This window comes from Chloroflexota bacterium, assembly GCA_011322445.1.
Taxonomy (GTDB): domain Bacteria; phylum Chloroflexota; class Anaerolineae; order Anaerolineales; family DRMV01; genus DRMV01.
Genome location: DRMV01000006.1, coordinates 1 through 26,799 on the forward strand (window position 1 = coordinate 1; position 26,799 = coordinate 26,799).

The 26,799-nt window shown below is 62.8% G+C and carries 21 protein-coding genes and 1 pseudogene; 14 read left to right on the forward strand and 8 right to left on the reverse strand.

Annotation, left to right across the window (positions count from 1 at the left end; all coding sequences use genetic code 11):
• Positions 1–256 (reverse strand): transposase (locus tag ENJ54_00390; GenBank protein HFC08307.1); only part of this gene is annotated, 256 nt, incomplete at its 3' end.
• A gap of 111 nt (positions 257–367) precedes the next feature.
• Between ENJ54_00390 and ENJ54_00395 the strand changes: the two genes are divergently transcribed.
• The 7 genes from ENJ54_00395 (at position 368) to ENJ54_00425 (ending at position 7,689) form a co-directional block, all read left to right on the forward strand.
• Positions 368–1,135 carry a DUF115 domain-containing protein gene (locus ENJ54_00395; GenBank protein HFC08308.1) on the forward strand — a complete coding sequence of 256 codons (768 nt, stop codon included), beginning with the start codon at positions 368–370 and terminating at the stop codon, positions 1,133–1,135.
• Entirely contained in the window at positions 1,135–1,929 is a 795-nt protein-coding gene (locus ENJ54_00400) for a hypothetical protein (GenBank protein HFC08309.1), read from the forward strand. The genes ENJ54_00395 and ENJ54_00400 overlap by 1 nt, the downstream gene beginning before the upstream one ends.
• A 33-nt stretch (positions 1,930–1,962) precedes the next feature.
• Positions 1,963–3,762 carry a hypothetical protein gene (locus tag ENJ54_00405; protein HFC08310.1) on the forward strand — a complete coding sequence of 600 codons (1,800 nt, stop codon included), beginning with the start codon at positions 1,963–1,965 and terminating at the stop codon, positions 3,760–3,762.
• A 90-nt stretch (positions 3,763–3,852) separates the two neighbouring features.
• Positions 3,853–4,485, forward strand: coding sequence for a CDP-alcohol phosphatidyltransferase family protein (locus tag ENJ54_00410; GenBank protein ID HFC08311.1), 633 nt, complete (start codon positions 3,853–3,855; stop codon positions 4,483–4,485).
• A 4-nt stretch (positions 4,486–4,489) separates the two neighbouring features.
• Positions 4,490–5,329 (forward strand): prolipoprotein diacylglyceryl transferase, encoded by an 840-nt coding sequence (locus tag ENJ54_00415; GenBank protein HFC08312.1) that lies wholly within the window; start codon positions 4,490–4,492, stop codon positions 5,327–5,329.
• 10 nt (positions 5,330–5,339) lie between these two features.
• Entirely contained in the window at positions 5,340–6,260 is a 921-nt protein-coding gene (locus ENJ54_00420; protein HFC08313.1) for an ABC transporter ATP-binding protein, read from the forward strand.
• Positions 6,247–7,689, forward strand: a complete 1,443-nt coding sequence (locus ENJ54_00425; GenBank protein ID HFC08314.1) for a hypothetical protein — start codon at positions 6,247–6,249, stop codon at positions 7,687–7,689. Before ENJ54_00420 ends, ENJ54_00425 begins: the two co-directional genes overlap by 14 nt.
• 120 nt (positions 7,690–7,809) lie before the next feature.
• Here the strand turns inward: ENJ54_00425 and ENJ54_00430 are convergent, their stop codons facing one another.
• From ENJ54_00430 to ENJ54_00445, 4 genes are all read right to left on the reverse strand, one after another.
• A complete protein-coding gene (locus ENJ54_00430; protein ID HFC08315.1) occupies positions 7,810–8,538 on the reverse strand; it encodes a DUF4013 domain-containing protein in 729 nt (242 codons plus the stop codon).
• Positions 8,539–8,635: 97 nt separating this feature from the next.
• Positions 8,636–9,454, reverse strand: coding sequence for a hypothetical protein (locus tag ENJ54_00435; GenBank protein ID HFC08316.1), 819 nt, complete (start codon positions 9,452–9,454; stop codon positions 8,636–8,638).
• Between the two features lie 99 nt (positions 9,455–9,553).
• The gene (locus tag ENJ54_00440) at positions 9,554–11,038 is read right to left on the reverse strand and encodes a LysM peptidoglycan-binding domain-containing protein (protein ID HFC08317.1); all 1,485 of its coding nucleotides are present in this window, start codon (positions 11,036–11,038) and stop codon (positions 9,554–9,556) included.
• Entirely contained in the window at positions 11,019–12,569 is a 1,551-nt protein-coding gene (locus ENJ54_00445; GenBank protein ID HFC08318.1) for a LysM domain-containing protein, read from the reverse strand. The genes ENJ54_00440 and ENJ54_00445 overlap by 20 nt, the downstream gene beginning before the upstream one ends.
• 129 nt (positions 12,570–12,698) lie before the next feature.
• On the opposite strand from ENJ54_00445, the gene ENJ54_00450 reads away from it, so the two are divergent.
• The 4 genes from ENJ54_00450 to ENJ54_00465 all read left to right on the forward strand — a co-directional run bounded on the left by ENJ54_00450 (position 12,699) and on the right by ENJ54_00465 (position 20,164).
• The gene (locus tag ENJ54_00450) at positions 12,699–14,114 is read left to right on the forward strand and encodes a LytR family transcriptional regulator (protein HFC08319.1); all 1,416 of its coding nucleotides are present in this window, start codon (positions 12,699–12,701) and stop codon (positions 14,112–14,114) included.
• Positions 14,115–14,132: 18 nt separating this feature from the next.
• Positions 14,133–16,328 carry an ATP-dependent RecD-like DNA helicase gene (locus ENJ54_00455; protein HFC08320.1) on the forward strand — a complete coding sequence of 732 codons (2,196 nt, stop codon included), beginning with the start codon at positions 14,133–14,135 and terminating at the stop codon, positions 16,326–16,328.
• Between the two features lie 221 nt (positions 16,329–16,549).
• A complete protein-coding gene (gene groL, locus ENJ54_00460; GenBank protein HFC08321.1) occupies positions 16,550–18,178 on the forward strand; it encodes a chaperonin GroEL in 1,629 nt (542 codons plus the stop codon).
• A 321-nt stretch (positions 18,179–18,499) separates the two neighbouring features.
• Positions 18,500–20,164 (forward strand): ribonuclease J, encoded by a 1,665-nt coding sequence (locus tag ENJ54_00465; protein HFC08322.1) that lies wholly within the window; start codon positions 18,500–18,502, stop codon positions 20,162–20,164.
• A 265-nt stretch (positions 20,165–20,429) separates the two neighbouring features.
• On the opposite strand, the gene prmA is transcribed toward ENJ54_00465, so the two are convergent.
• The 3 genes and pseudogenes from prmA to ENJ54_00480 all read right to left on the reverse strand — a co-directional run bounded on the left by prmA (position 20,430) and on the right by ENJ54_00480 (position 22,279).
• On the reverse strand, positions 20,430–21,362 hold the full coding sequence (gene prmA, locus ENJ54_00470; protein ID HFC08323.1) for a 50S ribosomal protein L11 methyltransferase: 933 nt from the start codon (positions 21,360–21,362) through the stop codon (positions 20,430–20,432).
• A gap of 28 nt (positions 21,363–21,390) precedes the next feature.
• Positions 21,391–22,134: a hypothetical protein gene (locus ENJ54_00475; protein HFC08324.1), complete on the reverse strand. Its 744-nt coding sequence runs from the start codon at positions 22,132–22,134 to the stop codon at positions 21,391–21,393.
• Positions 22,135–22,168: 34 nt separating this feature from the next.
• A pseudogene (locus ENJ54_00480) lies at positions 22,169–22,279 on the reverse strand (acetyl-CoA carboxylase biotin carboxyl carrier protein subunit).
• Positions 22,280–23,091: 812 nt separating this feature from the next.
• Here ENJ54_00480 and mtnA point away from each other — a divergent pair.
• The 3 genes from mtnA (at position 23,092) to ENJ54_00495 (ending at position 26,563) form a co-directional block, all read left to right on the forward strand.
• The gene (gene mtnA, locus ENJ54_00485; GenBank protein HFC08325.1) at positions 23,092–24,138 is read left to right on the forward strand and encodes an S-methyl-5-thioribose-1-phosphate isomerase; all 1,047 of its coding nucleotides are present in this window, start codon (positions 23,092–23,094) and stop codon (positions 24,136–24,138) included.
• Between the two features lie 75 nt (positions 24,139–24,213).
• On the forward strand, positions 24,214–25,179 hold the full coding sequence (locus tag ENJ54_00490) for a carbohydrate kinase family protein (GenBank protein HFC08326.1): 966 nt from the start codon (positions 24,214–24,216) through the stop codon (positions 25,177–25,179).
• 124 nt (positions 25,180–25,303) lie between these two features.
• Positions 25,304–26,563, forward strand: coding sequence for an adenosylhomocysteinase (locus tag ENJ54_00495; protein ID HFC08327.1), 1,260 nt, complete (start codon positions 25,304–25,306; stop codon positions 26,561–26,563).
• Positions 26,564–26,799: the final 236 nt, after the last annotated feature.

Consider the following 26,799-nt stretch of genomic DNA (forward strand, 5'->3'; position numbering starts at 1 on the left):
CGGCGAGCGCCCCTTCGAGTTCCTTGATGCGTTGCTCCATTTGCTGAAAGGTGGGCTGGTCTTCTGGTGAGCAGATGAGCACTTGCTCGGTGCGGAAGCCCTCTTTGCCGTACTTTTGCACCCAGCGCTTGATGGTGGTCGAGTCGCCAATCCCATACTTCTGCTTCAGGTAATGGGCGCTTGCGCCTGCTTCGTACTCGCGTACAACCTGGCGCTTGAAACTTTCACTGTAACGTTTGATTTTGGTCGTACCCATATATGCCGTCCTTTTTTGGTGAGTTTACCTGTTGTCAGTGTAAACTATATTCAGGACGGGTCACGAAAAGTCACCGTTCACTGTAACACCTGACACCGGAGCACTTTCCCCATGCTTTCCCTCCTTCGCCGAGCCTATCAGACTGCCCAATGGCTGCCCGAGTGGCCTGCGGCGGCCTTTCACCCCTGGCGGCTTGAGAGCAAGCGCCGCCTGGCTGCCCTGCACGATGTGCATCGCGGGCAGCGTTGTTTCGTCATTGGTAACGGCCCCAGCCTGCGTCGCACCGATGTTTCCAAACTGCGGGACGAAATCACCTTTGGGATGAACCGCATTTACCTGGCCTTCCCCGGTTGGGGCTTTCGCACCACTTACCTGGTTTCGGTCAACGATTTGGTCATCGAGCAGTGTGCGGCCGATTTTCGGGAGCTGGCAATGCCCAAATTCTTCACGTGGCGCGCCCGCCGCTGGCTGCCTGCCGACGAGCATACCACCTTCCTGTTCACCACCTACATGGCCCCCAAATTTGCCACCGACGCCCGCGGCCGCCTGTGGGAAGGCGCGACCGTGACCTACGTCAGCCTGCAACTGGCCTTCCACATGGGTTGCGAAGAAGTCATTCTCATTGGCGTGGACCACAACTTTGCCACCAAAGGCCCGGCTAACCAAACCGTGGTGTCGGAGGGCGACGACCCCAACCACTTCCACCCCGGCTATTTTGGTAAGGGTTTCCGCTGGCAGTTGCCCGATCTGGAGACCTCGGAAATGGCCTACCGCATGGCGCGGGAAGCCTACGAAAAAGCCGGACGCCGCGTGCTCGACGCTACCGTGGGCGGCAAACTGACCGTGTTCCCGAAAGTGGATTACGAGAGCCTGTTCTGATGCCTGCGGTGCGTTGGGAAACCCTGCGGCAGGAAGCCCAGGCGTTGGCCGCCCATGCCCACGCCCCGGCAGCGTTTGCTGAGACGTGGGGCGAGGTGTTGAGGCGCTACGCCGACCGCACTTTCCGGCCTGGGCAGGCGGTGGGTGCGCCGCGGTTGCCGAGTTATCATTTGCCCCCTGCGGTGCTGATGGGGTTGTGGCAGGGGCTGCGCGGTCACCTGGAAAGCCGTCCGGCGCTGGTGCTTCCCCTGGCGGAAGCCCTGTGGGCGCGCCCTGATCTGGAATCACATTGGATGGCTGCCCGTTTGCTGGGGTTAGCGGCAGTGCAGCCGCCGGAGCCGGTGTTGCAACGTTTCTGGCGTTGGTTGGCTGCCGCGCCCGACCCTGCCATTGCCACGGCTTTGTTGGAATATGGCACGGCTCGGTTGGTAGCCGAGGCGCCTCAGGCTTATCTGGATGCCGTGGGGGCGATGTTGGGCCAAGAAGATGGCGTGGCCCTGGGCTTGCGGGCGCTGGTGCCGCTGTTGGGAGCCCCGCATTTTGAGAACCTGCCGCGTGTGTTGCGTTTTGTCGCGCCTTTGCTTTCGCCCCCCGACCCGGCGCTGCGTCCGGAACTGGCCGCCGTACTGCGTGTGATGGCGCGCCGCTGGCCGGAAGAGGTTACACCGTTTTTGCGCTCACTGTGGCGCGCCTATCCTGATGCGACCCTGGCCTGGTTGTTGCGGCGGCTGCTTTCGGTGCTGCCCCCTGAAGCCGCACAGAGCCTCAAGGCGATGCTCGCCGAGCACCGCTGAACTCGCGGCGGGGACGCTGGTCGCTGTGTAGAGATGCCTATGTTTTCCCCTTTGACGCTGACCTTGATCATCACCGCTTTGGCGGCCATCGTGCTCATTAGTGGCAAAGTGCGTCCCGATTTGGTGGGCTTGATGGTGGCGCTGAGCCTGGCTTTGACGGGGGTTTTGCCGTTGAAAAGCGCTTTGGGGGGCTTTTCGAGCGATGTGGTTTTTGTTTTACTTTCCATCTTTATCCTTACCAAAGGGCTGGAAAACACCGGCGTCACCGCGTGGCTGGGAGAGCGGCTGGCGCGGTTGGGCAGCGGTTCAGAAGGCCGTTTGGTGGGCGTGACGATGGTGGCTTCGGCGGTGCTTTCCCTTTTTATGAATACGGTGGCCGCAGCGGCGGTGCTTTTGCCGCCCGTGCTTGCCATTACCCGCCGTCGGCGCGATGTGGCCCCTTCGCGGGTGCTTATCCCGCTGGCCTATGCCACGTTGTTGGGCGGTACGGCCACCTTGCTGACCACTGCCAACCTGGTGACCAGCGCGTCGCTGGCGGCGCACGGGTTGAAGCCTTATGGGTTGCTCGATTTTCTGCCGGTGGGCCTGCCGGTGACGGCCGCGGGCTTGCTTTTCATGTTGCTGGTGGGGCGGCGGTTGTTGCCACGCTACCCTGCCGAGCCCGGCGGCGAGGCCCTCGCCGACCTGGTGGAAGCCTATCGCCTCCGGGAGGGCTTGCATGCTTTCCGGGTTGCGCCTGATTCCCCCCTGGTGGGGCGGCCCGCCCGCAAGCCGCGCACGGCAACCGATGCCGGCCTGACGCCGGTGGGGCTGCTGGTAGGGGGGCGCATTGCTTTTGCCGACCGCCTGCCGCCTGAGCGCCGTTTGCGCCCTGGTGATATTCTCGTGGTTGTGGGCACCAGCCCGCCGGATGTGCTGGCGCACCTGGGCCTGGAGCCGTGGGATGCGCCCGACCTGTACGACATTTTCCGCACCCAGGCGGTGCTGGTGGAACTGGCGCTCAACCCGCGCGGGAATGCCGCCGGTAAGACGCCACAATCGTTGCAACTTTATGCCCGCTATGGGCTGCGTATTCTGGCCGTGCGCCGCGGTTCAGAGGTGCTGGAGCACAATCTCTATACCCTGCCGCTGCGCCAGGGGGATGCGTTGTTGGCTTTGATTCCCGCGGAAAACGAGCCGCACCTGCGGGACGATGCCGATTTCGTGGTGTTGAGTGTGCATCGCGGAGAAGGGGGCAGCGTGGGCTGGCGGGGCTTTTTGGCGATTGCTTTGCTGGTGGCGGCGCTGGTGCCGGCGGCGCTGGGGTGGGCGCCGTTGGCGCTGACCACGCTTTCGGCGGCCACGCTGATGATGTTGGTGGGTATTGTGCCGCCGCCGCAGGCTTATCGGGTCATTCCGTGGCAGGTGCTGTTTCTCATCGGCGGGATGATTCCGTTGGGCGTTGCCATGCGCCAAACGGGGGCGGCGACCTTCCTGAGCCGTCAAATGCTGCTGCCGCTGGAGCACGCGCCGGGGTGGGCCATTGCGGCGGCCTTTCTGCTGCTGACGGCTTTGCTCGCGCAGGTGACCAGCGGGCAGGTGGCGGCACTGTTGCTGGCCCCCCTGGCGATTGCCGCTGCCGAAAGTTATGGCCTGCCGCCACGCGGGCTGGGCATGGCGGTGGCTGTGGGGGCTTCCTTCGCCTTTTTGCTGCCGACCGGCCACCCCGTCAACCTGCTGGTCATGCAGCCAGGGCGTTACAAACCGGCCGATTACCTCAAGGTGGGGCTGCCGCTGTTGCTGGTGGTTACGCCTGTGGCGGTGGTGGCGCTGCAATGGTTCTGGCTGCGGTGAGGCCTGTATTCCGCCTTGACAGCAACGGGGGGAAAGGGTAGCATACGGCTATCTTGCACCGGGCGGCATTGACCGCCGGGGAGGTGTTTTGTGTCTGTGCCCCAACCATTACCGCAACCTCAAACTTTTACCGACCGGATGCGCGTGCGTTTCAAAGGGGTGTTGGATGCCGTGGGCGGGTTTTTCAATCGCCTGGGTGTGCACCCCAATGCGATGACCGTGACCGGCGTGGTGGGCAATGCTGTGGCGGCTGTGCTGCTGGCGCAAGGCCGCATTGTGGTAGGAGGGCTGGTGGTGCTCGCGATGGGCGCGTTCGATGCCCTCGATGGCACGATGGCGCGCTTGCGCGGTGGCGGCACGGCGTGGGGGGCTTTCCTCGATTCGGTGGGCGACCGCTATTCCGAATTGTTGCTGTTTGGCGGGCTGGCCTATTTCTACGCTGCCCGCGGTGATTTGCTGGGAATGTCGCTGGCGTATGCTGCCGCAGCGGGGGCGGTGTTGGTTTCCTATACCCGCGCTCGCGCGGAGGCCCTGGGGTGGGAGGTCAAGGTCGGTTTGCTGACCCGCTTCGAGCGTTACCTGGTGCTGGCCCCTGCTTTGGTGCTCAACCTGCCGCTGATCGGCGTGGGGTTGATTGCCGTTGGCGCGAATCTGACCGCCTTCCAGCGGATTTTCTTCGCTCACCGGTTGGCGGTGGCTTCACAAACCCAAGACGAGGCATAGTGTTATGGTTTTTCATATTGGCCCTATCCCGATTCACGTGTACGGCCTGTTGCTGATGCTCGGCGCGCTCGCGGGCGCGTGGCTGGCGACGGTGGAAGCCAGGCGCCGCGGCCAGGACCCTGAAATTATTTGGGATGCGTTGACATGGGTGTTGATTGGCGGTGTCATTGGGGCGCGCCTGTGGCATGTTTTTACCCCGCCTGAATCAATGGTCGAGATGGGCATTACCACCCATTATTACCTCACCCACCCGCTGGCGATGATTGCCGTTTGGCGAGGGGGGCTGGGCATTCCGGGCGCGGTGATGGGTGGGTTGCTGGCGTTTTGGCTGTTTGCCCGCCGCCGCAAACTCAATTTTGCCCTTTGGCTGGATATTGCCGCCCCCGGCATTGCTTTGGGGCAAGCGATTGGTCGGTGGGGCAATTATGTCAATCAGGAACTCTACGGCGCGCCGACCCATTTGCCTTGGGCCATTTACATTGACCCGGCGCACCGTTTGCCCCAGTTTGCCGACCAGGCTTATTACCATCCGCTTTTCTTTTATGAGTTCCTTTGGAATTTGCTCAACATGGGTGTGCTGCTTTATGCTGCCCGCAAGTGGAGCGACCGGTTGTGCACCGGCGATATTTTCTTGATGTATCTCATCATTTACCCTGTGGGGCGCTTTTTCCTGGAATTCCTGCGGCTGGACCCGGCTGAAGTGGGCGGTCTGGATATCAACCAGATGCTGATGGCGGTGGTGGCGCTGAGCGCGGCTGCTGCGCTGGCCTGGCGGCATCGGCCGGGGGCGGCTGCGCCGCAACCAGCGGAAACGCCCGGCAAACGCCGCCGACGGCGTAAGTAGGCTTGGCGCCATGATTGTTGCAGAGCATTTGGGTAAGCGTTTCGATGATTTTTGGGCAGTAAGCGATTTCCACTTGAGCGTGGCGGCGGGGGAAGTGGTGGCTGTGCTCGGCCCCAATGGTGCCGGGAAGACCACAACCGTACGGATGTTGGCTTCCCTGCTGCGTCCCACGCGTGGGCGGGCAGTGGTGGCGGGTTTCGATACGGCGACGCAGGGCCTGGAGGTGCGCCGCCATGTGGGGGTGCTGACCGAACAACACGGGTTGTATACCCGGATGCCGGCGTATGAATATCTGGAAGTCTTTGGCAAAATCTATGGTCTGGAAGGCGACCTGTTGGCGCGCCGAATTGCCCATTGGATGGACTATTTTGGGCTTTGGGATTTCCGCACCTGGCGCATTGGCACGTATTCCAAGGGAATGCGGCAGAAACTGGCGCTGGCGCGCGCTTTGCTGCATGAGCCGCCGGTGCTTTTGCTCGATGAGCCTACCTCCGCGATGGATCCCGAAAGCGCGCGGCTGGTGCGGGAAGCCATTCGCGGTTTGCGCTCTCAGGACCGGGCGATTTTGCTCTGCACCCACAACCTTTACGAAGCCGAGGTGCTGGCCGACCGCATTGCCATTATGCAGGCGGGGCGGGTGGTCACCACGGGCACGCCGCAGACACTCAAGGACCGCTGGTTGGGCCCTCCGGTATTCGCGGTGATGCTTTCTCGCCCTGTGGAACACCCCTTGCCTGCTTTCCCTCCCGCGGTGGAGGTGGTGCGGGCTGAAGGGCGTACGTTGGAAATTCGCTCGCCCCAATGGGAGCGCGACAACGCCGCCGTGGTGGCGGCGCTGGTGGCTGCGGGGTATGGGGTGCTTCAAGTGGCTGAGGTGCCCCGTAGTTTGGAGCAGGTTTACCTCAAGGTGATGGCGCATGAACAGGCATGAGTGGAAGCGTTGGTGGCATGGCACGCTGTTGATTACCCGTCGCGAGGTGCGCGATCAGCTCCGCGACTGGCGCATTGTGCTGCCGATTGTCGGGCTGACGCTCTTCTTCCCGTTGTTGATGAATGCCACCGCCAAGGCGATGGTGAATTTTGTGGCCCGTTACGGGGCGGATATTGTGGCCGAGCGGTTGTTTCCTTTTTTGATGATGGTGGTGGGGTTTTTCCCTGCTTCGATTTCGCTGGTGGTGGCTCTGGAAAGTTTTGCCGGTGAGCGTGAGCGCCGCACGATGGAGCCCTTGCTGGTGGCACCCCTTACCGATGCGCAGTTGTATGTTGGGAAATTGCTGGCCGTGCTGTTTTTGCCGCTCACCGTGAGTTATGTCGGCGTGGGGGTGTATGTGGTCGGGCTGCATTTGGTCACAGGGTGGTGGCCTTCTGCCATTTTGCTGGGCATGGTGTTGTTGCTCACCACGGTGCAGGCAGTGATGATGGTTTCCGCGGCGGTGGTGATTTCCACGCAGGCCACTTCGGTGCGGGCGGCTAACTTGCTGGCTTCGCTGGTCATTGTGCCGGTAGCGCTGTTGTTGCAGGGGGAAAGTGTGATGATGTTCTATCAGCATTATGCGGTGCTGTGGGCCACGGCCGCGGCTGTGCTGCTGGTGGCTGTGCTGACATCGCGTATGGGGTTGGCGCATTTCAACCGCGAGAACCTGTTGGGGCGGGAAGTGGACATTCTCAACATCCGTTGGATGTGGCGGGTGTTTTGGAAGGCGTTTCGGGGCGAGGCCGCGGGCGTGCGCGCGTGGTACCGCGAGGTGTGGCGGGATGTCAAATCTTTGGGGTGGCTGATGGTGGTGGCGTTTGCGCTGATGGGCGGCGCGGCGGCGCTGGGTGTGTGGCTGGCAAGGGATGTGCCTGCCCAGGCGCTTTCGGCTCCTTCCCCAATGGAGTTTCGGGCCACGCTGCGTTCAGGGGTATGGAATGGCTTGACGGTGGTAGGATGGCACGGCAGCCTGTTCGTGTGGTGGCACAACATTCGCGCCATGTTGTTGGCCGCTGTGGGCGCAGGGTTTACCTTTGGGGTGTTGGGTATCTTGATCCCTTTGCTGCCTTATGGGTTGATCGGCGGGGCGTTGGCTTTGTTTGCCCGGTCGGGGTTGTTTTCGCCGTGGACGGCTTTCGCTGTGATGGTGCTGCCGCATGGGGTGGTGGAAATTCCAGCCACGGCGCTGTTTGTGGCGGCGACGTTGCGCCTGGGGGCTTCGCTGGCTTCCCCCGCGCCGGGCGAGAGCCTGGGGGCTTTCTGGCTGCGGGCGTGGGCACGCTGGTGGCGGGTGTTCCTGGGGGTGGTGGTGCCGCTGATGGCGGTGGCTGCGGTGCTGGAAACCCATCTGACGCCTCTCATGGTGAGCCGCTATTTGTTGCATTGATGCCGCTTGTGGGGGTCTTGCGGCGTGGAGGGCAATGCCGCTTTGTGCCAGAACTGTTTGGGAAAACAAAAACGCCCGTCCATGCGACGGGCGTTTGGGCTTGCTGGGGTTGGACGGTGTTTAGCCGTTCCAGTCGGCGGGCGCGCTGGGCGCTGGCGGCGTGCTGTTGGCGGTCACGATGCCACCGGTGGCCTCGGCGTATGCCTGGCCGTAAAGGTGGCCTTCCACCGCTGCAGCATAGGGGTAGGTGATGATGATACCAATGAGGCACGCAATGAGGCCCAGCGGGGCAACCAACCCGGCCACCAATCCCCCTAAGAAGACGATGACGTAGGCGCCCAGGTTGTCTTTCACCATGCTGATGGCTTTGCCAAAGGCCAGCCCTTCGCTAATGCTGTCGGCGGCCATGGTGAAGCGCATCAGGGCTGCGGGCATCACGAAGCCCATGAAGATGCTGTAAATGAAGACCACGCAGCCGATGAGCAAGTTGACCAGTGTGGCCGCGGTGCTCAGGTTGTTGCTGTTCTGGCCCATCATTGAAAGCGTTAAGGAGCAGGCTTCTAAGATGATGAGGGGCAGCGCGTAAACCAGCGCCACAACCAGCCCTTTCAGGCCGCGGACGAAGTAAGTGCCGAAGTCATCCCAGTCGGGCAGCACTTCGGCCTCGCCCCCAGCGACGCGGCGGCCGATTTCCAGCATCCACCCCAAGACGGCCAGGTTGACGATGGGGATGAGCACGATGATGCCGGCGATGGCAAGTTTCTTTAGCCAATCTTTGTCTTCAAAAACGAATGAAAAGGCCTTTCCGAAATCCATCTGACTCCTCCAGGTTGGTGATACATGCTGCATGATGCGATTAAGACACTTTTATTATACAGCATTTAATGAGAGCAACGAAAAACCGGCCCGAAAAGGCCGGTTGAGGTCAGCAGATGGGGGGAAGGCGTTACCACGTCAGAATGAACACGATGGTGAAGAGCGTGGTGACGATGAATTGGCGGATGCCAATGACGGTGGGCTTGACCTTGACGGCGGGGTGAAACACCCCCCATGTGGTCTCTGCCCACTGCACGGCATATGCCAGCCACAACCACGGGGAAACCACGCCGAAGATGCCTAAGATCAGCACGGCAACGAGGTTGAATGTGGTGTAGCAGAGGGGGCGCCACCCCTTGCGGGCGCGTTCCCGCAAAGGCGGGGCGGTAGGCCAGGTGCGTTGTTCCAGGCGCACGTAGGCATACACAATCGAGGCTGCAGCCTGGAACCACAGCAGCAGCCACAACAACCATCCTGTCCATGTGACGCGCCCCTGCGCCAGCCAGAGGGCGGCGGGGGCGCTGAGCGCCAACGAGCCGCTGGCTACGACTTCCACATCCATGCGGCGACGCTCGGCGCGGTGGGCTACCAGGCGAAGATGCCACAGGAAAACGAGCAGGCCCGGCGCGGCCAGCCAGAGCAGATATACTGCGCCGGCGCGCGCTAACGCGATGGCCGCGATAATGCCCACAGCGCCGTAAACGCCGCTCCAAAACAGCGCCGCCGGCAGGTCTTTTCGGCTGCGGCGTTTGGCATACACCTTTACGGCAATGGTCACCGGCTGACGGGCAAAAAAGGCGGCCAGTGCGCCTACGACCAACCACGCCGTCGCGGCATCCCAGCGGTGGCCGGCCACCAAGCCAACGGCTAACGGGCTGAGCAGGAAGGCCCAGGCACCGTGCTCTTGGGGCAGGGCAATGTGTTTGCGAAAGATGCGTTCCAGTTTCATAGTGCGCCTGCCGATGAGGAATGCGTGCCAGCCGCGATTATAACCCGCCCCACTGCGGCGGCGGCAAATTCTTCGCAAACTTTCATCTTCGCCCTGGCGTTAGTGCTGCGATTTGATTTCGGCCGCGGGAATGCCCTGATCGCTGGCAATGACCAGCCCCTCGCCACGCCGCAGGTCGCCTTTGTAGGCGATGCCGGTGGTTTCGGGCACCCAGCCTTCCAGGTTGAAGGGGATAACGCCGTAGGCGATCATCCATTCGCCGTTGTATTTGCGGGCGATGTGAACATGCGTGCCGGTCGTGCGCCCGCCCTCGCATGAGGGGTGGCCGATGGGGTCGCCAGCTTTAAGGCGGAGGCCCTGGGGGACGCGACCGTTATCGGCCAGGTGGAAGTAGAAAACATCCCAACCGGTGCGCTCGTCGCCGTCGCCGTCTAAATCGAGCATCACTTCGGCGTACGTCGAGCGTGCCACAACACCGTCGGCGACGGCCACAGCCCATTTGTCGGTTGACTGGCAGCCGGAAACCCCCAGCGGGGCGAAATCCAGAGCGGCGAATGGCTGCCCCAGCCCCCAGCCGGTGTGCGGCGCGCCGGTGAACACCCAGATTTCGCCCTTTGAGAAGGGCAGTTTCATCGGCGGCTGATGCAGGTTGGCGGGAATGTGCGGTGGCGGCGGGTTTTTCCACGGATCGCCGAAGAGAAAGGCATAGAGCCGGAAGAACCCGCGCGGCGAGACCGCTTCGCGGTACATATTGGCGGGCAGCATTTGGGCAAAATAGTTTTGCAACGCTACCGTGGCTGCATTTTGCCACGGGTCGGGGCGCACTTCGGTGCCGTCGCGCAGCACGAAAAGCGGCAAAGCGCCCAGTTTCCAGCCATAATAGCCGTTGTTGAGCAGGTTGGCGGCATAATTGAGTTGCAGAAACAGGCCGTGGTGTTCGGGGTCTTTGTAGCCCAGGGGGTAGCGCATTTGGTCCGGCGGCAGAGATGGCCTGGTGAGCGCGCCGGCCTGGTATTCCAGCAGGGCCAGCAGCAGACGCGGGTCGATGCTATACATTCTGCTGATGTAATCGACAATATTGGCACCGTCGCGCGTGGCATTGGCGGCGTATTCCTGGTAATGGGCCAGCCAGCCGTTGGGGTAATGCGCCAGGAAGGCGCGCGTGTTGAAACCCTGTGCCGCCGGGCCGTTGACGAAGAGCGCATCAGGCAGAATTTTGAACGGCGTGCCCCAGAACGGCGCGTAATAAATGGGCACTTTCATGGGAAAGCCCGGCGGCAAGGTGGTGATGTCGCGCGGGAGGTTGGGGTTGGCATCCAGAATTTGCTGCACTGTGGTGTTGAAATGCGCCGCAATCGCAGGGAGGGTGTCACCGTCCTGGGCGGTGTAATCCACCAGGGTGCCGGGAGCGTATTCGGGGCGGGTAGGCAGCGGGGTGCCTTCCAGCGTCGGGGTGGGGGTGGCCGCGGCAGGGGAAGCCGCCGCGGGCGCGCGGTTTCCCGAGGCAGCAGGGCTACACGCGGCCAGGAGCGCCAATGCCCCCAGCCAGAAGGCTGCTGTCAGGTTACGGAGTTTGATCATCATCACTGGGGCGGAAGATTTCCTGTTTGGGGCTGCCGCAGGGGCAGGCTTTGATGGTCTTGCCGTCTTTGGTCAGGGTGCCGTCGTAGGGCTTTTCGCCCGCGTGGGGCACCCAGCCATCCATCACGAAGGGCACCGGGCCGTCGGCGGCGATCCACTCGCCGTTGTATTTGCGGGCGATGTGGACGTGTGTGCCGGTCGCGTGCCCCCCTTCGCAGGAAGGGTGGCCGATGCGGTCGCCAACGTGCAGGTGGGTGCCCGCCGCGACGCGGCCATCGTCGGCGATGTGCAGGTAAAGAATGTCCCACCCGGTCTGTTCCTTGCCATCGCCGTCCAGGTCGAGCATGACAACACCGTGGCCGGAACGCGCGACAACGCCTGAGGCCACGGCCACCACCCATTTGCGGGAAACCTCACAGCCCCCGTGGGTAGAGCCAGGGGCGAAATCCAGGGCTGCGCGCGCGCCGTCGTGTTCCCAGGCCCCATGAGGGCCGCCCGTAAAGTACCACACGCTGCCTTTTTGGAAAGGCAGAGTCAGCGGCGGTTGGGTAAGGTCAGGGGGGTAAAGGGGCTCGACGGTGTAAGCGCGTGCCCACGGATCACCGAACATCTTGGTGTAAAAGGCAGGGAAGCCGCTGTTTTCGTCCAGCGCGCGCGCCCATTCGGCGCGATTGGCGCTCACCTGGGCGAAGAAGTAGGCCAGAGCAACGGTGCCTGCGTTGAGGTCGGGGGCGAGACGAGCGGTGGTGCCATCGCGAAAGCGGATGGTGGTGAGCAGGCCTTCCCGCCAGCCGTAGTAGCCAATGGAAAGCTGATTGACGGCCCAGGCCAGTTGGTGGTAGAGGGGGGCGTGGCTGTCGGTCTTCGTATAGCCGAGAGGGTGGTCTTCCTGAAAGGGGTTGGTAGGGTATTCGTAAACCCAGTGCCCTTCGTATTCCAGCAGCGCCAGAAGCAACCGAGGGTTGATGGAATTGTTGAGGGCCACTTCGGCCAGGATGTCGGCGCCTGCCGTCATGCCTGTGCTTTGCAGGTATTCGCGATAAGTGCTCAAGTAGCCGCCGGCCTGTTCCACGTAGGCGCGGACGTTGAAATCAATGGCAGAGGGCGAATAGACAACCTCGCTATCGGGCAGCAAGTGCGTGTTGGCGGTGGTGTGAGCCAGCCGCCGCGGAATGAGCAGCATGGTGTTGGGGGAAAGCAACCCGGTGGGCGAAAGGGGCACGTTGGCGCGAATTTCCCTGGCAGCCACCCCAAAGCGCACAGCCAGGGCGGGCAAGGTGTCGCCCGCCTGGGTGTAGTAAATGTAAGGAGGCTGATGGGCTAGGTCGGGCGTGGGGGAAGGTGTTGGGGAGGGGGGCAAGGCGGTGGGTGGAGGGGTAGGGGTGGCTTGTGGCGTGACCGTGGGAATGTACAGCGGCACGGGCGTGGCCGAAGGCGCGGCGTTCCACGGCTGGGCGCCCGCGACGACCGCGCTGCAGGCCGTGAGCATCAGCCCCAGGGTTAAGAAAAGCCACCACCGCGCTGGTTTTCGCATGGGGGAATTATACCGTTAACTACTTTTCTCTTTGGGGCTGATAGCGAGATCACGGGCTTTTGCCTGGCATGCCTTCTGCACCTTGCCCTGTGTTATACTCTCGACGATGCTGTGGTAAGGAATCATTTTATGCCTCAACGCGCTTTTCGACGTCGTGCGACGCCCTTGTTTTTGGCCTACGCTTTGGTCGCGGTGGCGTGCCTTTCGTTTACCGCCGCGGCGGGGGTGCTGATTCATCGCTTTGGCGGCGCGGCCACGCCGCCCCCCACGTCTCAGGCCACCAGTTTGCCTTCCCTGGTGCTGCCCCCGCCCTGGAACGGTAAGGAGCGCGTCAACGTCCTCATTTTGGGGGTAGACGACCGCCCGTGGGACCCTACCTGGGGACCGCCCCGCTCCGACACGGTCATTTTGGCGACCCTGGACCCCAAAACCATGACGGCCGGCGCGATTTCCCTGCCCCGCGATCTGTGGGTCAACCTGCCGGGCATTGGTGAGCGCAAGCTCACTCAGGCTTATGCGTTGGGGGAGATGGTGTATGGTAAAGGCCAGGGCCCGCGCCTGGTGGCAGAGGTAGTCAGCGATTTGCTCCATGTGCCCGTGCATCACTATGTGGTCGTCAACTTCCGGGCTTTCATTACCCTGGTGGATGCCGTACATGGGGTGAAAATTGAGGTGCCCCAACGGATGGCGCTGGACGTTTTCACCGCCGACGGGCGGCGTTACGATTATCCCCTGTATCCCGGCGTGCAGGTGCTCAACGGTGAACTGGCGCTGGCCTATGCCCGCAATCGCTCGGTGGGGCACGACGGCGATTTTGGCCGTATGCGCCGCCAGCAGCAAGTGCTGGAAGGCGTGCTCCAACGCCTCAAAGACCCGCGCGTGCTGGCCGAACTCGCGCTCAAAGCGCCTTCCCTGGCCGACCAGCTGAGCGACAATTTGCATACCGATATTTCCGTAAGCGACGCGCTCCGCCTGGCGCGGCTGGCTGCCGAAGTGCCCTGGCAAAATGTGCACCTGGTGGTCATTGACCAGCGGGAAGCCACCGCCACGACCAAATGGGAAAACGGCGTGCCGGTGTATGCCCTGGTGCCCAACGAAGCGAAGTTGCTTGCCGCCCGCGACCAGGTTTTCTCGCCGCCTCCGCCGCCGACCCCCACGCCCTTGCCTCCCGCCACGGCCACCGCGGCCGCGTTGCCGCCCACCCCCACGGTGACGGCTGTTGAGGCCCTGCAAGAAGCCCCCCGCTTGCTGGTCGAAAACGGCACCGACGTGAACGGCCTGGCGTGCCGCACTGCCGCGCTTTTGCGGGTGCAAGGGTTTGACCGAATCGATACCCGCAACGCCGACCGGCATTACGCTCACACCATGTTGGTGGAATACACCGCCAGGCCGAAAACATTAGCCTTTTTGCAGCAACGTTTTGCCGTGTCGCCTTCCCGCGTGCAATATCGCACCAGCGCCGACCCGCCTGCCGATATCGTCATCATTTTGGGGAGCGACTGGGCCGCGAGCGGGCAGGTAGACGGCGTGACCTGCTCCCCCTGAGGGGCGCGGCGTTTCCCCATGCCGACCCTGCGAGGCACCGTCGAGCGCATCACTTACTACAATGCCGAGAACGGCTACACCGTGCTGCGGCTGAGGCCGGCGCGTCCCATCGGCGGGGTGGGGCGGGATGGCCTGGTGACGGTGGTGGGCAACCTGCCCGAAGTTTCTCCGGGGGAACATTTGGAACTCACCGGCCAGTGGAAGACCCACAGCCGCTACGGGCGGCAATTTGTTGCTGAAACCTGCCGCCAGACCCTGCCCGCCACTGCCGAGGGCATTCGCCGCTACCTCGGTTCGGGGCTGGTGAAAGGCATTGGGCCGGGGCTGGCTGAGCGCATTGTGGGGGTTTTTGGCGAGCGCACTCTCGAAATCCTCGACCGCCAGCCGCATCGCCTGCAGGAGGTCCCCGGCATTGGCCCCAAGCGCGCCGCCCGCCTGCGGGAAGCCTGGGAAGCCCAGAAGCACATCCGCCACATCATGCTCTTTTTGCACGAACACGGCATCACCACCGGTTTGGCCGTCAAAATTTACAAAGCCTACGGCGACGAAGCCCTGGAAATCGTGCAAAACGACCCCTATCGCCTGGCTGCCGATATCCACGGCGTGGGCTTCAAAACCGCCGATAAGGTTGCCCGCGCCCTGGGGCTGCCTGAAGACCATCCTTCCCGCTTGCAGGCCGGGTTGGTGTATGCGCTCAACAAAGCCGCCGAAGAGGGGCACACTTTTTTGCCCCGCGAGGCTTTGCTGGCCCAGGCAGCGGAACTCCTCGGCCAGCCGGCCGAGGCGCTGGAAGCCGCGCTGGCGACGTTGGAAGCCGAAGGTCGGGTGGTGACGGAAGCGGTGCCCCTGCCGCGTGTGCGCCTGAGCGGCGAGCGTGGGGCGGCGGAAACCGAAGCGGCCTATCTGACCACGGGCGTGTACCTGCCCGCGTTCCACACCGCCGAAACTGGCGTTGCCGAGCGCTTGCGCGCCTTGCTGGAAGCCCCCAGCCGCCTGTCGCAGCGCGCACACCCGCCCTTGCCTGCCGACCTGACAGCCCAGCAGGCGCGCGCTGTCCAGAGGGCGCTGGCTTCCCCGGTCAGCGTGCTTACCGGTGGCCCCGGCACCGGCAAGACCACCACGGTGCGCGCGTTGATCGGCGTGCTGGAGGCCTGGCACGTGGCCTATGCGTTGGCGGCGCCCACGGGGCGCGCCGCTCAGCGGCTGGCCGAGGCCACTGGTCGCGAAGCATCCACCATCCATCGCCTGCTGGGCTACAAGCCCGGCCAGGGCTTCAAGCATTCCCCGGCCGAGCCGCTGCCGCTGGCCTTCCTGGTGGTGGATGAGGCTTCGATGCTGGACACCGTGCTGGCTTATCATCTTTTGGGCGCGCTGGCCCCCGGCACGCATTTGCTGCTGGTGGGCGATGTGGACCAACTGCCCTCGGTGGGGGCGGGCGATGTGTTGCGGGAAATCATCGCGCATCCGCTTGTGCCTGCCACCCGGCTGGACACCATTTTCCGGCAGGCGGCGGGGTCGTTAATCATCACCAACGCGCACCGCATCAATCGGGGCGAAATGCCCCTTTTCCCGAAAGATGCAAGCGACTTTTTCCTTTTTCCGGCGCGTGACGCGCAGGAGGCCGCCGACTGGGTGGTGAAAGTGGTCACCGAGCGCATCCCGCGGCGGTTTGGCCTGCACGCCCCGCGGGAAATTCAGGTCATTGCCCCCATGTATCGCGGCCCGGCGGGGGTGCACGCGTTGAATGCCCGCTTACAGGCTGCCCTCAACCCACCTGCGGCTGGCAAAGCCGAGCGGGCGTTGATGGGGCAGGTCTTCCGGGTGGGCGATTGGGTGATGCAAACCCGCAACAACTACGACTACGATGTTTTCAACGGCGACTTGGGCGAAGTGGTCGCCATCGACGCCGTGAGGCAGCGCCTGGTGGTGGATTTCGGCGGGCATCGGGTGGCCTACGACTGGAGCGAAGCCGACCAGTTGGTGCTGGCTTATGCCATCTCAGTGCACAAGGCGCAGGGGGCAGAGTTCCCCGCGGTGGTGGTGCCGATGGTGACGCAGCATTATGTGATGTTGCAGCGCAAATTGCTTTACACCGCGGTGACCCGCTCGAGGCAGTTGTGTGTGCTGGTGGGGCAAAAGCGGGCCATTGCGCTGGCAGTGCGGAACGAGAAAGCGCGCGTGCGCTACACGGCTTTGCGGCATTTTCTGGCATAGATGCGGCGCTGGCCTAAGCGGGTGTACGCCGCGGGGAGGCCACTGGGGATGTGCCTTTATCAGAGTTTTGTTAGAAACCTCTCGCGCGGGGTTGACTTCCCCTCTCAAGGCGGGTAAGATAAAAGCGCAAATTAGCACTCTATTTTGCGGAGTGCTAATTTCTATGTAAGCCATCTGGGCGCGGCTGCGCGCCACACCATCCCACAGCAAGGAGTGAGACCATGACGGCAAAGCAGATTGTGTTCGGCGATGAAGCCCGACAGAAACTCCAACGGGGTGTGGATACCCTCGCTCGCGCGGTGGCGACCACGCTTGGCCCGAAGGGCCGCAATGTGGCGCTTGACCGCAAGTTTGGTTCCCCTTCCATTACGCACGATGGCGTTTCGGTTGCCAAAGAGATCGAACTGGAAGACCCCTTTGAAAACATGGGCGCCCAGTTGCTGAAAGAGGCGGCCACCAAGACCAACGACATCGCGGGCGACGGCACCACCACCTCCACCGTGTTGGCCCATGCTATTGTGACCGAGGGCCTGAAAGCGCTGGCTGCAGGCGCGAACGCGATGCTGCTCAAGCGCGGCATCGAGGCCGCTGCCAAAGCGGTTTCCAAGAAAATTGGCGAGCAGGCCATCGAAATCAAGACGAAAGCAGAAATGGCCCACGTCGCTTCCATCTCGGCTCAGGATGAGCGCATTGGCGAACTCATCGCCGAGGTGTTCGACAAGGTCGGTAACGACGGCGTGATTACCGTTGAAGAATCCAAGGGCATGGACTTCGAGACCGAGTACGTTGAAGGTATGCAGTTCGACCGCGGTTATATTTCGCCTTACTTCATCACCGACCCCGAACACATGGAAGCGGTGGTGGAAGAGCCGTACATCCTGCTGTACGACAAGAAGATCTCCGCTGCGCAGGATATCGTGCCCATCCTCGAGAAACTGGTGCAGATCGGCAAGCGCGACCTGGTCATCATCGCTGAGGATGTGGACGGCGAAGCGCTGGCGACCCTGGTGCTCAACAAACTGCGCGGCATGCTCAACGTGCTGGCCGTGAAGGCCCCCGGCTTTGGCGACCGCCGCAAGGCCATGCTGCAGGATATCGCCATCCTCACCGGCGCGACCGTGATTTCCGAAGAAACTGGCCGCAAACTGGAAAGCGTGACCATCGACGACCTGGGCCGCGCCGAGAAGGTTGTTTCCACCAAAGAGGAAACCACCATCGTGGGCGGCAAGGGTGACCCGAAAGCCATCGAGGCCCGCGTGGAGCAGATTCGCGTGGAAATCGAGCGCGCGACCAGCGACTACGACCGCGAGAAACTGCAGGAACGCCTGGCGAAACTGGCCGGTGGCGTCGCCATCATCCGTGTGGGCGCGGCGACCGAGACCGAACTGAAAGAGAAGAAGCACCGCGTGGAAGATGCTGTTTCCGCAACCCGCGCCGCGGTGGAAGAGGGCATCGTGCCCGGTGGCGGTGTGGCCTTGCTGAACGCCCTCAGCGTACTCGATGACCTGAAGATGGACGACGAAGACGCGCAGATGGGCGTGAACATCGTCCGCAAGGCGTTGGTGATGCCCATGCGGCTGATTGCCGAAAACGCCGGGTTGGACGGCGCGGTCATCGAAGACAACGTCCGCCGCGAGCAGAAGGCCAAGAAGAACGCCAACATCGGCTTCAACGTCATCAGCGGCAAGTACGAAGACATGATCGAGGCCGGTGTGATTGACCCTGCTAAGGTGACCAAAGGCGCGCTGGAGAACGCTGCTTCCATCGCTGCCATGATCCTCACCACCGAGGCCCTGATCACCGAAATTCCGGAAGAAAAACCGGCCACCCCGCCGATGCCGGAATACTAAACCGAACTGCTAAGTAGCCAACCACGCCCGCGGGTACACCCCGCGGGCGTTTGCTTTACAGAACCCCCGTTCCATGCTACAATGGGGCGGCAGTTGTGGGGGGGCAGTGGGTCCGGCGTATGGCCGGAAAAGTCTCTTCCGTCCCGTGTGGCAAGCGAAGTGATACGACCGCCCGGCCTCGACATTGCCGGTTCAGGCGGCCCTTGCAACTTGCATCCTGCAACTTGCACCCTGCACCCTGCACCCTGCACCCTGCATCCTGCACCCTTTGACCCTTCCCGGCTTCTGCCGGATAATTCTTGAACCAGAGAGGTTAGACTTATGAGTAAGCCCTTACGCATTATCCCCCTGGGCGGCGCCGGTGAAATCGGCAAGAACATGACCGCCTACGAATACGGGGATAACATCCTGTTGGTGGACGCGGGCATCATGTTCCCCACCAACGACATGCTGGGAATTGACTACATCATTCCCGATTTTCAGTATTTGCTCGACAAGCGCCACAAGATTCGCGGCGTGGTGTTCACCCACGGCCACGAAGACCACATCGGCGCAGTGCGCCACTTGCTGGAAGAAATCAATGTCCCGATTTACGCCACCCCGCTGACCATGGGCCTCATCGAGGTCAAACTGGCGCGCGGCGGGCTGAAAGACCGCGTCGAGCGCCACACCGTGCACGCGGGGGAAACCATCAAATTAGGCCCCTTCAAGGTGGAATTCTTCCACGTCAGCCACTCCATCCCCGACGCGGTGGGGTTGGGCATCACCACGCCCGCGGGGCTGGTGGTGCAGACCGGCGACTACAAATTCGATCACACGCCGGTGGACGGCTGGCCGACCGATTTTGGCAAACTGGCCGAGTTTGGCCGCCGCGGCGTGCTCGCCCTGCTGGCCGATTCCACCAACGCGGACAAAAAAGGCTGGACGCCTTCTGAAAAGGTGATTGCCCCCGCCCTGGAAACCGTTTTCCGGGAAGCCCCGGCGCGCATTCTGGTGGCGACGTTCGCTTCGCTGGTTTCCCGCATGCAGCAGGTGGCCGACGTGGCCCTGCAGCATGGCCGCAAGATGGCCTTTGTGGGCATGAGCATGGTAGAAAACGCCAAAATGGCGCGCAAACTTGGCTACCTTGACATTCCCGAAGCGATGATTGTGCCCCTCGATCAGGCGCTCAAACTGCCGCCCGAGCAGGTGGTGCTGATGTGCACCGGGTCGCAGGGCGAGCCGTCGTCCATCATGGGGCGGCTTTCCATGGGCACCAACCGGGCTTTCGACATTCAGGAAGGCGACACCATCGTACTTTCCTCGCACCCCATTCCGGGCAACGAGGAAAACGTCTACCGCACCATCAACCGCCTCTTCCGCCGCGGCGCGCGGGTCATTTACGACCCCATCGCGCCGGTGCATGTTTCTGGCCACGCCAGCCAGGAAGAAATGAAGTTGATGCTGCACCTGGTGCAGCCGAAGTACCTGCTGCCCGTGCACGGCGAACTGCGCCACCTTCACCAGCACGCTGCAATGGCGCGGGAACTGGGTATGCCTGACGACCACATCGCGATTGTGGAAAACGGGCAGGTCATCGAATTCCACGATGGCGAAATGCGCCTGGGCGAGCGGGTGCCCGGCGGTTGGGTGTTTGTGGATGGCGGCAGTGTGGGCGACGTGGATATGCGCGTGCTGCGCGAGCGCGAGGCGCTGGCCCGTGATGGGTTGGTCGTGGTCAACCTGGCGCTCGATGCTTCCACCGGCCACCTGCTCGACGAGCCGGAAATCATCACCCGCGGCTTCGTGCACAGCGGCGATTCGCAGGATTTGGTGGATGCCATCCGCCGACGCGTGGCGCGCACGGTACGGTCTTCCGACGGTGACGTGCGCCGCGATGTGGAGCAGATGCTGAAATCGTACCTGTTTAACGAAACCCGCCGCCGCCCGCAGATTTTCGTGGCGCTCACCGAAGTGGAAAGCGCACGCCAGCCGCAGGCGGTATAAGGCTGTTAGAAGGCCTGTCAGGTTTCTGGAAACCTGACAGGCGATGGTGTAGATTTTTGCAGGGGCGGCTGGTCGGTCGCCCCTGCATGACGTTGTAGCATCAACGCACCGCGCAGTGGAAGAAAATTGCTGAGCGTGGTGGAAACCGGAAGTCAAAAGTCGTCTTGAGAGGAAGTCGAAGGCCACCGCGGCAAAAGAAGGCCTGACAGGGTTTGAAAAACCCTGTCAGGCCTGTGCGCGATAGATGGCATTGCTGCCCCCTGCATCAAGGCATTGCTACCGTCAGCGTCACCCAATCCTCGATTTGGCGGCGGTGGGCGAATTGCAGGCCGGCGCGCTGGGCTGCGGCCAGTACGTCGTCGGCCTGGCCTTCCAGAATGCCGCTCAGCACCAGATGCCCGGCCGGGGCGACCAGGTTGGCCAGCCCTGCTTCGTCCAGCAGTTTGACCAGCACGGGCGCGAGGATGTTCGCCAGCACCAGTGGCGCTTGCCGCGAGCCTAACGGTGGCGTGCGCAGGGCTTCCACCGAGCCTTCCGCGGCCCGAAAGCCCGCGGCCACACCGTTGCGGGCCGCGTTTTCCAGCGCCACGGCCACCGCCTGCGGGTCGGTGTCCACGCCGATGGCTTCCGCAGCGCCCAGTTTGAGCGCCGCGATGCTTAGAATGCCGCTCCCGCAGCCCACATCCAGCACGGTCATGCCCGGCCGGGTCAGACGTTCCACCTCGGCCAGGCACATCTGCGTGGTGGGATGGGTGCCAGTGCCAAAGGCCATACCGGGGTCGAGCAGCAGGGGAATGCGCTGCGGGTCAGGGTTTTCCATCCAGGCGGGCACGATCATCAGCCGCTCGCCCACGGGAATGGGGCGGTAAGCATGCTTCCAGGCTTCGGCCCAGTCGTTTTCCCCCAGCGTGCGGTAGGTGGGCTGAGGCAACGGCCGAATGACGTGCAGGTGCCATAGGGCTTCTTCGAGGCGCTGGCGGGTGGTTTCCAGCGCGTCATCCACGGGCAGATAGGCCATCACCCGCACCGGGCCGGTAGGCATGCCCTCGCCGTCGGGTTGGTCTTGAATGGCGGTGGATTCCAGCACCACGCGGTTGGGCGCATAACGGGCCAGCACCTCGGCCACGGCTTCGGCCATTTCGCCGTTGACTTCCAGGCTGACTTCGAGCCATTGGGGGGCATCAGGGGGCGTTTTCATGGGGTGATGATACTACATTTTGGGGCGGTCAGGGAAGGCCAATTTGGCGGTCGGCGGCAGCGCACATGCCGCGGCCCGCCTGAAAATAGAGGGAAAGCGTGGCGCTGTGCTTGCGTCCGGCGGCGGCGTCGTTGTAAATTGGCCAGCCCAAACGCACATAGTGGCGGGTTTGGGCCGGCCAGAGGTTTTCGGGCAGGCTGATGACCCCCAGCCCACCGTTGTAACCGGCGAGCGCCAGGCGCACGTCGCCCCCGGAACGTTGCAAGGCGGCCTTCAGGTAGGCCAGGCCGCGGCGGGCGTTGGTTTCCGGGTCGAAAGGGTCTTCGCCAGCAGCAAAATGGAATGGCATGACCTGGAATAGCCCCCGCGCGCCTGCGGACGAGACGGCGCGCGGATTGCCGCACGATTCGATTTGCATTACCGTGGCGATAAGGTTAGGGTCAAGACGGTAGGTTGTCGCCCAACGGAGGATGTCGTCTTCCCAATGGCGCACTTCGGGGGTGAAGAATGGGGCGATATGGCCGCTGATGGGCTGCTTCGCGGCCGGCGCCTGGGCGCTTGTTGGGGCGGCGGTGGTGGTGGGGGCGGTCGCGGCGAATGCAGGGGTGTAATGCCAGACGATGAAGGCGATCAGGCCTATGAAAACCAGCACGCCCGCAAATGACACGAGGGTGATGTAAGCCGCGGGGGTGTTCAACATCGGCGCAGCGGAGGCTGGCCGATCGAAAGGCACCTCGGGCTCAAGAGAAGGGGCGTAAGGGCGGGCGCGCATGGCGGGTGTGGGCCTCAGGAGTAGCGCGGCGAAGCGCCGTCGTGGGCGCTGCTGGCGGCGTAGGGGCGGTAGCGGGCGTCGCGGCTCGCAGTGGCCGGACGAGTAGGGCGGCGGGCGCGCTGCGTGGTGCGAGCGGTGGGGTGGGCAGTGCTCGCGGTGGAGAGATGGAAGAGGCGGTCGCCGGCGACGGAGAAGGTGCCGATGATGAGCACCCGAATGAGCCATACCATGATGGCTACGAACACCGGCACAACCTTGAGCAAGGTCTCCCGCCCGATGACAGCATTCCCGAGGCTTTGGTGTTTCAAAATGGCGATGGAAACACCCCACCAGGTGAGCATCGCGTTCATCGTGGCAGCGAGCAGCCAGGCCCCGAAAAGGTACCATACCTCTTTGGGCTCGTCGCCGCCTTGTTCGGGGGTAAACAGGCGGGCGATGCCGGCAAAATCGATGCCGCAGAAGGCAATGGCAAGGATGGTTGCCCACGGCAGGCCAACGAAGCGAAGGTCGCCGAGCAGGTCGTGAAGGGCGAAATCGGTAGTGCTGTAATTAAAGATTTCGAAGGCCAGCAAAGCGGCCAGGATGAGGGAGCCGAAGAGCATCCCGCGCTGCCATTTGAGGCCGCGAAAGGGGAACGATTTGAAATCCATGAGTCAACCTCCTGAAGAATGGGAAGGGGGCAAGGTGCTCTGATTGTAGAACAAGTGTTCTGATTTGTCAAGTGGGAAAGGCTGGGGCTCGAGCCTTCATAAGCCCCCTGAAAGGCCTTCCCTTTGGAAGGCGAGGCGCTGTCGCCGCTTCGCGGTGGGCGTGAAGCGGTGGCTTTGCCATCCGGGGCGGCCACGGCGCGTGATGTGCATTGTCAAATCTTTACCGTCGTGATACACTTGAAGCACGAAGTTGTGGCGCTCTCTGCCCCGAGGGCGTCTTTTTCATGCCTGCCGAAAGGGAAGGACAATGCGAACCGTCGAATGGTCTGTCGAAAAACACGCTTTACAACTCATTGACCAGCGCCTCTTGCCGGCGGAGTTCAAACTGGTTTATTGCCACACCTACCAGGAAACCGCCGACGCCATCCGCACGATGGTGGTGCGCGGTGCCCCGGCCATTGGCGCGGCCGCGGCCTTTGGCCTTGCGCTCGCGGGCTTCCAGTCGGAAGCCGACACCGTGCCTGACTTGTTGCACGATTTGCAGCAGGCTGCGGACGTGCTCGCCCAGGCGCGACCGACCGCGGTCAACCTCAATTGGGCGTTGCAGCGCATGATGCGTGTCGCACGAGCGTATGTGGGCACTGCCGATAAACTGCGCCAACTGCTGCTGGCCGAAGCCCAGCGCATCGCTGACGAAGACGTCGCCATCAACAAGCGCATGGCCGAACACGGCGCGGCCCTGATTGCCGACGGCGATACCATCATCCACCACTGCAACACCGGCGCCCTGGCCACGGTAGATTGGGGCACCGCGTTGGGCGTGATCCGCATGGCGCACGAGCAGGGCAAGCGCATTCACGTGCTGGTGGACGAAACCCGCCCCCGCCTGCAAGGGGCACGCCTCACCGCCTGGGAACTGAAACAGTACGGCATCCCTTACGACATCATCAGCGACAACGCCGCGGGCTACTTCCTGCGCACCGGGCAGGTACAAAAGGTGTTCGTGGGCGCCGACCGCGTCGCCCGCAACGGCGATGTCGCCAACAAAATCGGCACGTACATGCTGGCCCTGGCTGCCTACGACAACGGTGTGCCGTTCTACCCCGTGGTGCCGACGTCCACCGTTGACCTTTCGCTGCAACATGGCGCGCAAATTCCCATCGAGGAACGCGACCCTGAAGAAGTGCTCGCGCTACAACTGCGGGGGCGTCCGGTAGCCCCGGAAGGCGCCACCGCCCGCAACCCCGCCTTTGACGTCACCCCCGCGCGGCTGATCACCGCCATCGTGACCGAGGAGGGCATTGTTTACCCACCCTTTGATTTGCATTTGCCGCGAGTGATTCACCATCCCTGAGAGAAAAAACCACAGATTACGCAGAAAGAATCTGTGAAATCTGCGTAATCTGCGGTTTGATTTGAGAGGTCCGCCATGCACGTCGTCATTACCGGCTCGGTCGCGTTTGACTACTTAATGAGCTTCCCTGGCCGCTTCAAAGAGGCCATCTTGCCCGACCAGTTGGATTCCCTCAGCCTCTCGTTCCTGGTGGATTCGCTGGTCAAGCGCCGGGGCGGGGTTGCGCCCAACGTGGCTTATTCGTTGGCCCTGCTGGGCGAACACCCCACCATCATGGCCACCGTGGGCGAGGATTTTGCCCCCTACGGCAAGGCGCTGGAAGCCGTCGGCGTGGACATTTCGGGCATCAAGGTCATTGAAGGCGAGTCCACGGCTTCGTTCTTCGTGACCACCGACCAGGCGCTTTCCCAAATCGCCAGTTTTTACCCTGGGGCGATGGCCTCCGCGGCACAGCTTTCCATTGCCAACCTCAACCCGCGCCCCGACCTGGTGCTGATTTCCCCCAACGACCCTGCGGCGATGCGAAAATACGCCCGCGAGTGCCGCGAACTGGGCATTCCCTACTGGTATGACCCCAGCCAGCAAATCGCCCGCGTGGGCGGCGACGAACTGCGGGAAGGCGTGGACGGCGCGGCGGCGCTGCTGGTGAACGAATACGAATTTGCCCTGCTGCAAGAGAAAACCGGCTACAGCGCCGAGCACTTGCTGGCAAACATCCCGCTGGTGGTGGTCACCCGCGGGGCGAAGGGCGCAAGTATCTACGCCGAGGGGCAGGAGTACACCATCCCGGTCGCGCCCGCCAGGCACGTGGAAGACCCCACCGGCGCGGGCGACGCGTTCCGCGGCGGCCTGCTCAAGGGTTACATGCGCGGCCTGCCCTGGGATGTGGCCGGACGCCTCGGCGCGCTGACGGCAACCTACTGCCTGGAAGCCTCGGGCACCCAGGGGCAGCACTACACGCCGGAAGCCTTCCTGCGGCGCTTTTGCGAAACCTTTGGGCGCGATGTGCCCTGCGAGGCGGTGAAAGCCGCGTTTGAGTAAGATGCAAGATGCAAGATGCAAGTTGCACCCTGCACCCTGCAACCTGCAACCTGCTTGCATCCTGCACCTTGCAACCCGCTTGCATCCCGCATCCTGCCACCCCCACTGAATTATGGAGATAACCATGAACGAACACGATGTGAAAGACCTCAGCCTCGCCGAAGGCGGTCGCCTGCGCATTGAATGGGCCGACCGTGATATGCCGGTGCTGCGCAGCATCCGCGAGCGCTTCGAGCGCGAGAAGCCCCTCAAGGGCATCCGCATTTCGGCCTGTCTGCATGTCACCACCGAAACCGCCAACCTGATGCGCACGCTGCAGGCCGGCGGCGCAGATGTGGTGCTCACCGCCTCCAACCCGCTTTCCACGCAAGACGACGTCGCGGCGGCGCTGGTTTCCTTCTTCGAGATTCCCGTGTTCGCCATCAAGGGCGAAGACAATGCCACCTACTACAAACACATCCACGCCGCCCTCGACCACGAACCCCACATCACGATGGACGACGGCGCCGATCTGGTGAGCACCCTGCACAAAGACCGCCGCGACCTGCTGAAGAACGTCATCGGCGGCACCGAAGAAACCACTACCGGCGTGATCCGCCTGCGCGCGATGGCCGCGGACGGTGCGCTGGCCTACCCGGTCATTGCGGTCAACGACGCGATGACCAAGCACTTCTTCGACAACCGCTACGGCACCGGCCAGAGTACCTGGGATGGCATCATCCGCGCTACCAACATCCTGCTGGCAGGGCGCACCGTGGTGGTGGCCGGTTACGGCTGGTGCGGCCGCGGTGTGGCCATGCGCGCCAGGGGCCTGGGCGCGAATGTCATCGTCACCGAGGTCGACCCGCTGAAGGCGCTGGAAGCCGCGATGGATGGCTTCCGGGTGATGCCCCTGATTGAGGCCGCCCCCATTGGCGATATCTTCGTCACCCTCACCGGCGACCTGCACACCATCGACAGGCACCACTTCGAGATGATGAAAGACGGCGCCATCGTGGCTAACGCCGGGCACTTCAACGTGGAAATCAACATCCCCGCGCTGGAAGAAATGGCCGTAGAAAAGCGCCGCGTGCGCCCCTTCGTAGACGCCTACCGCCTCCCCGACGGCCGTGTCATTCACCTGCTGGCCGAAGGCCGCCTGGTCAACCTTTCTGCCGCCGAAGGCCACCCCGCCAGCGTGATGGACATGTCCTTCGCCAATCAGGCGCTGAGCGCCGAATATCTTGTGAAACACGCCAAAGAATTGGAACGCAAAGTTTACACCGTGCCTGAAGACATCGACCGCAACATCGCCAAACTGAAACTGGAGGCGATGGGCGTGAAAATCGACACCCTGACGCCCGAGCAGGAGGCTTACCTGCATTCTTGGGAGCATGGAACGTAAGGGGAGCCGGTTAGTCGTTTAGTCATTTGGTCGTTTCGTTGTTGAAACGCAGATAGCATGTGGTTTTGTAGGGGCGAGTCGGTGACTCGCCCCGATTTATATCCACCGATAACACCGATGGGCACCGGACAAAACACCAGTGACATTGAGACCTGTCAGGTTTCCCAAAACCTGACAGGTCTGTTGCTTCCTGCGCTCTGCGCCTCTGTGTTCCTCTGTGTCTCTGCGTTCCCTCC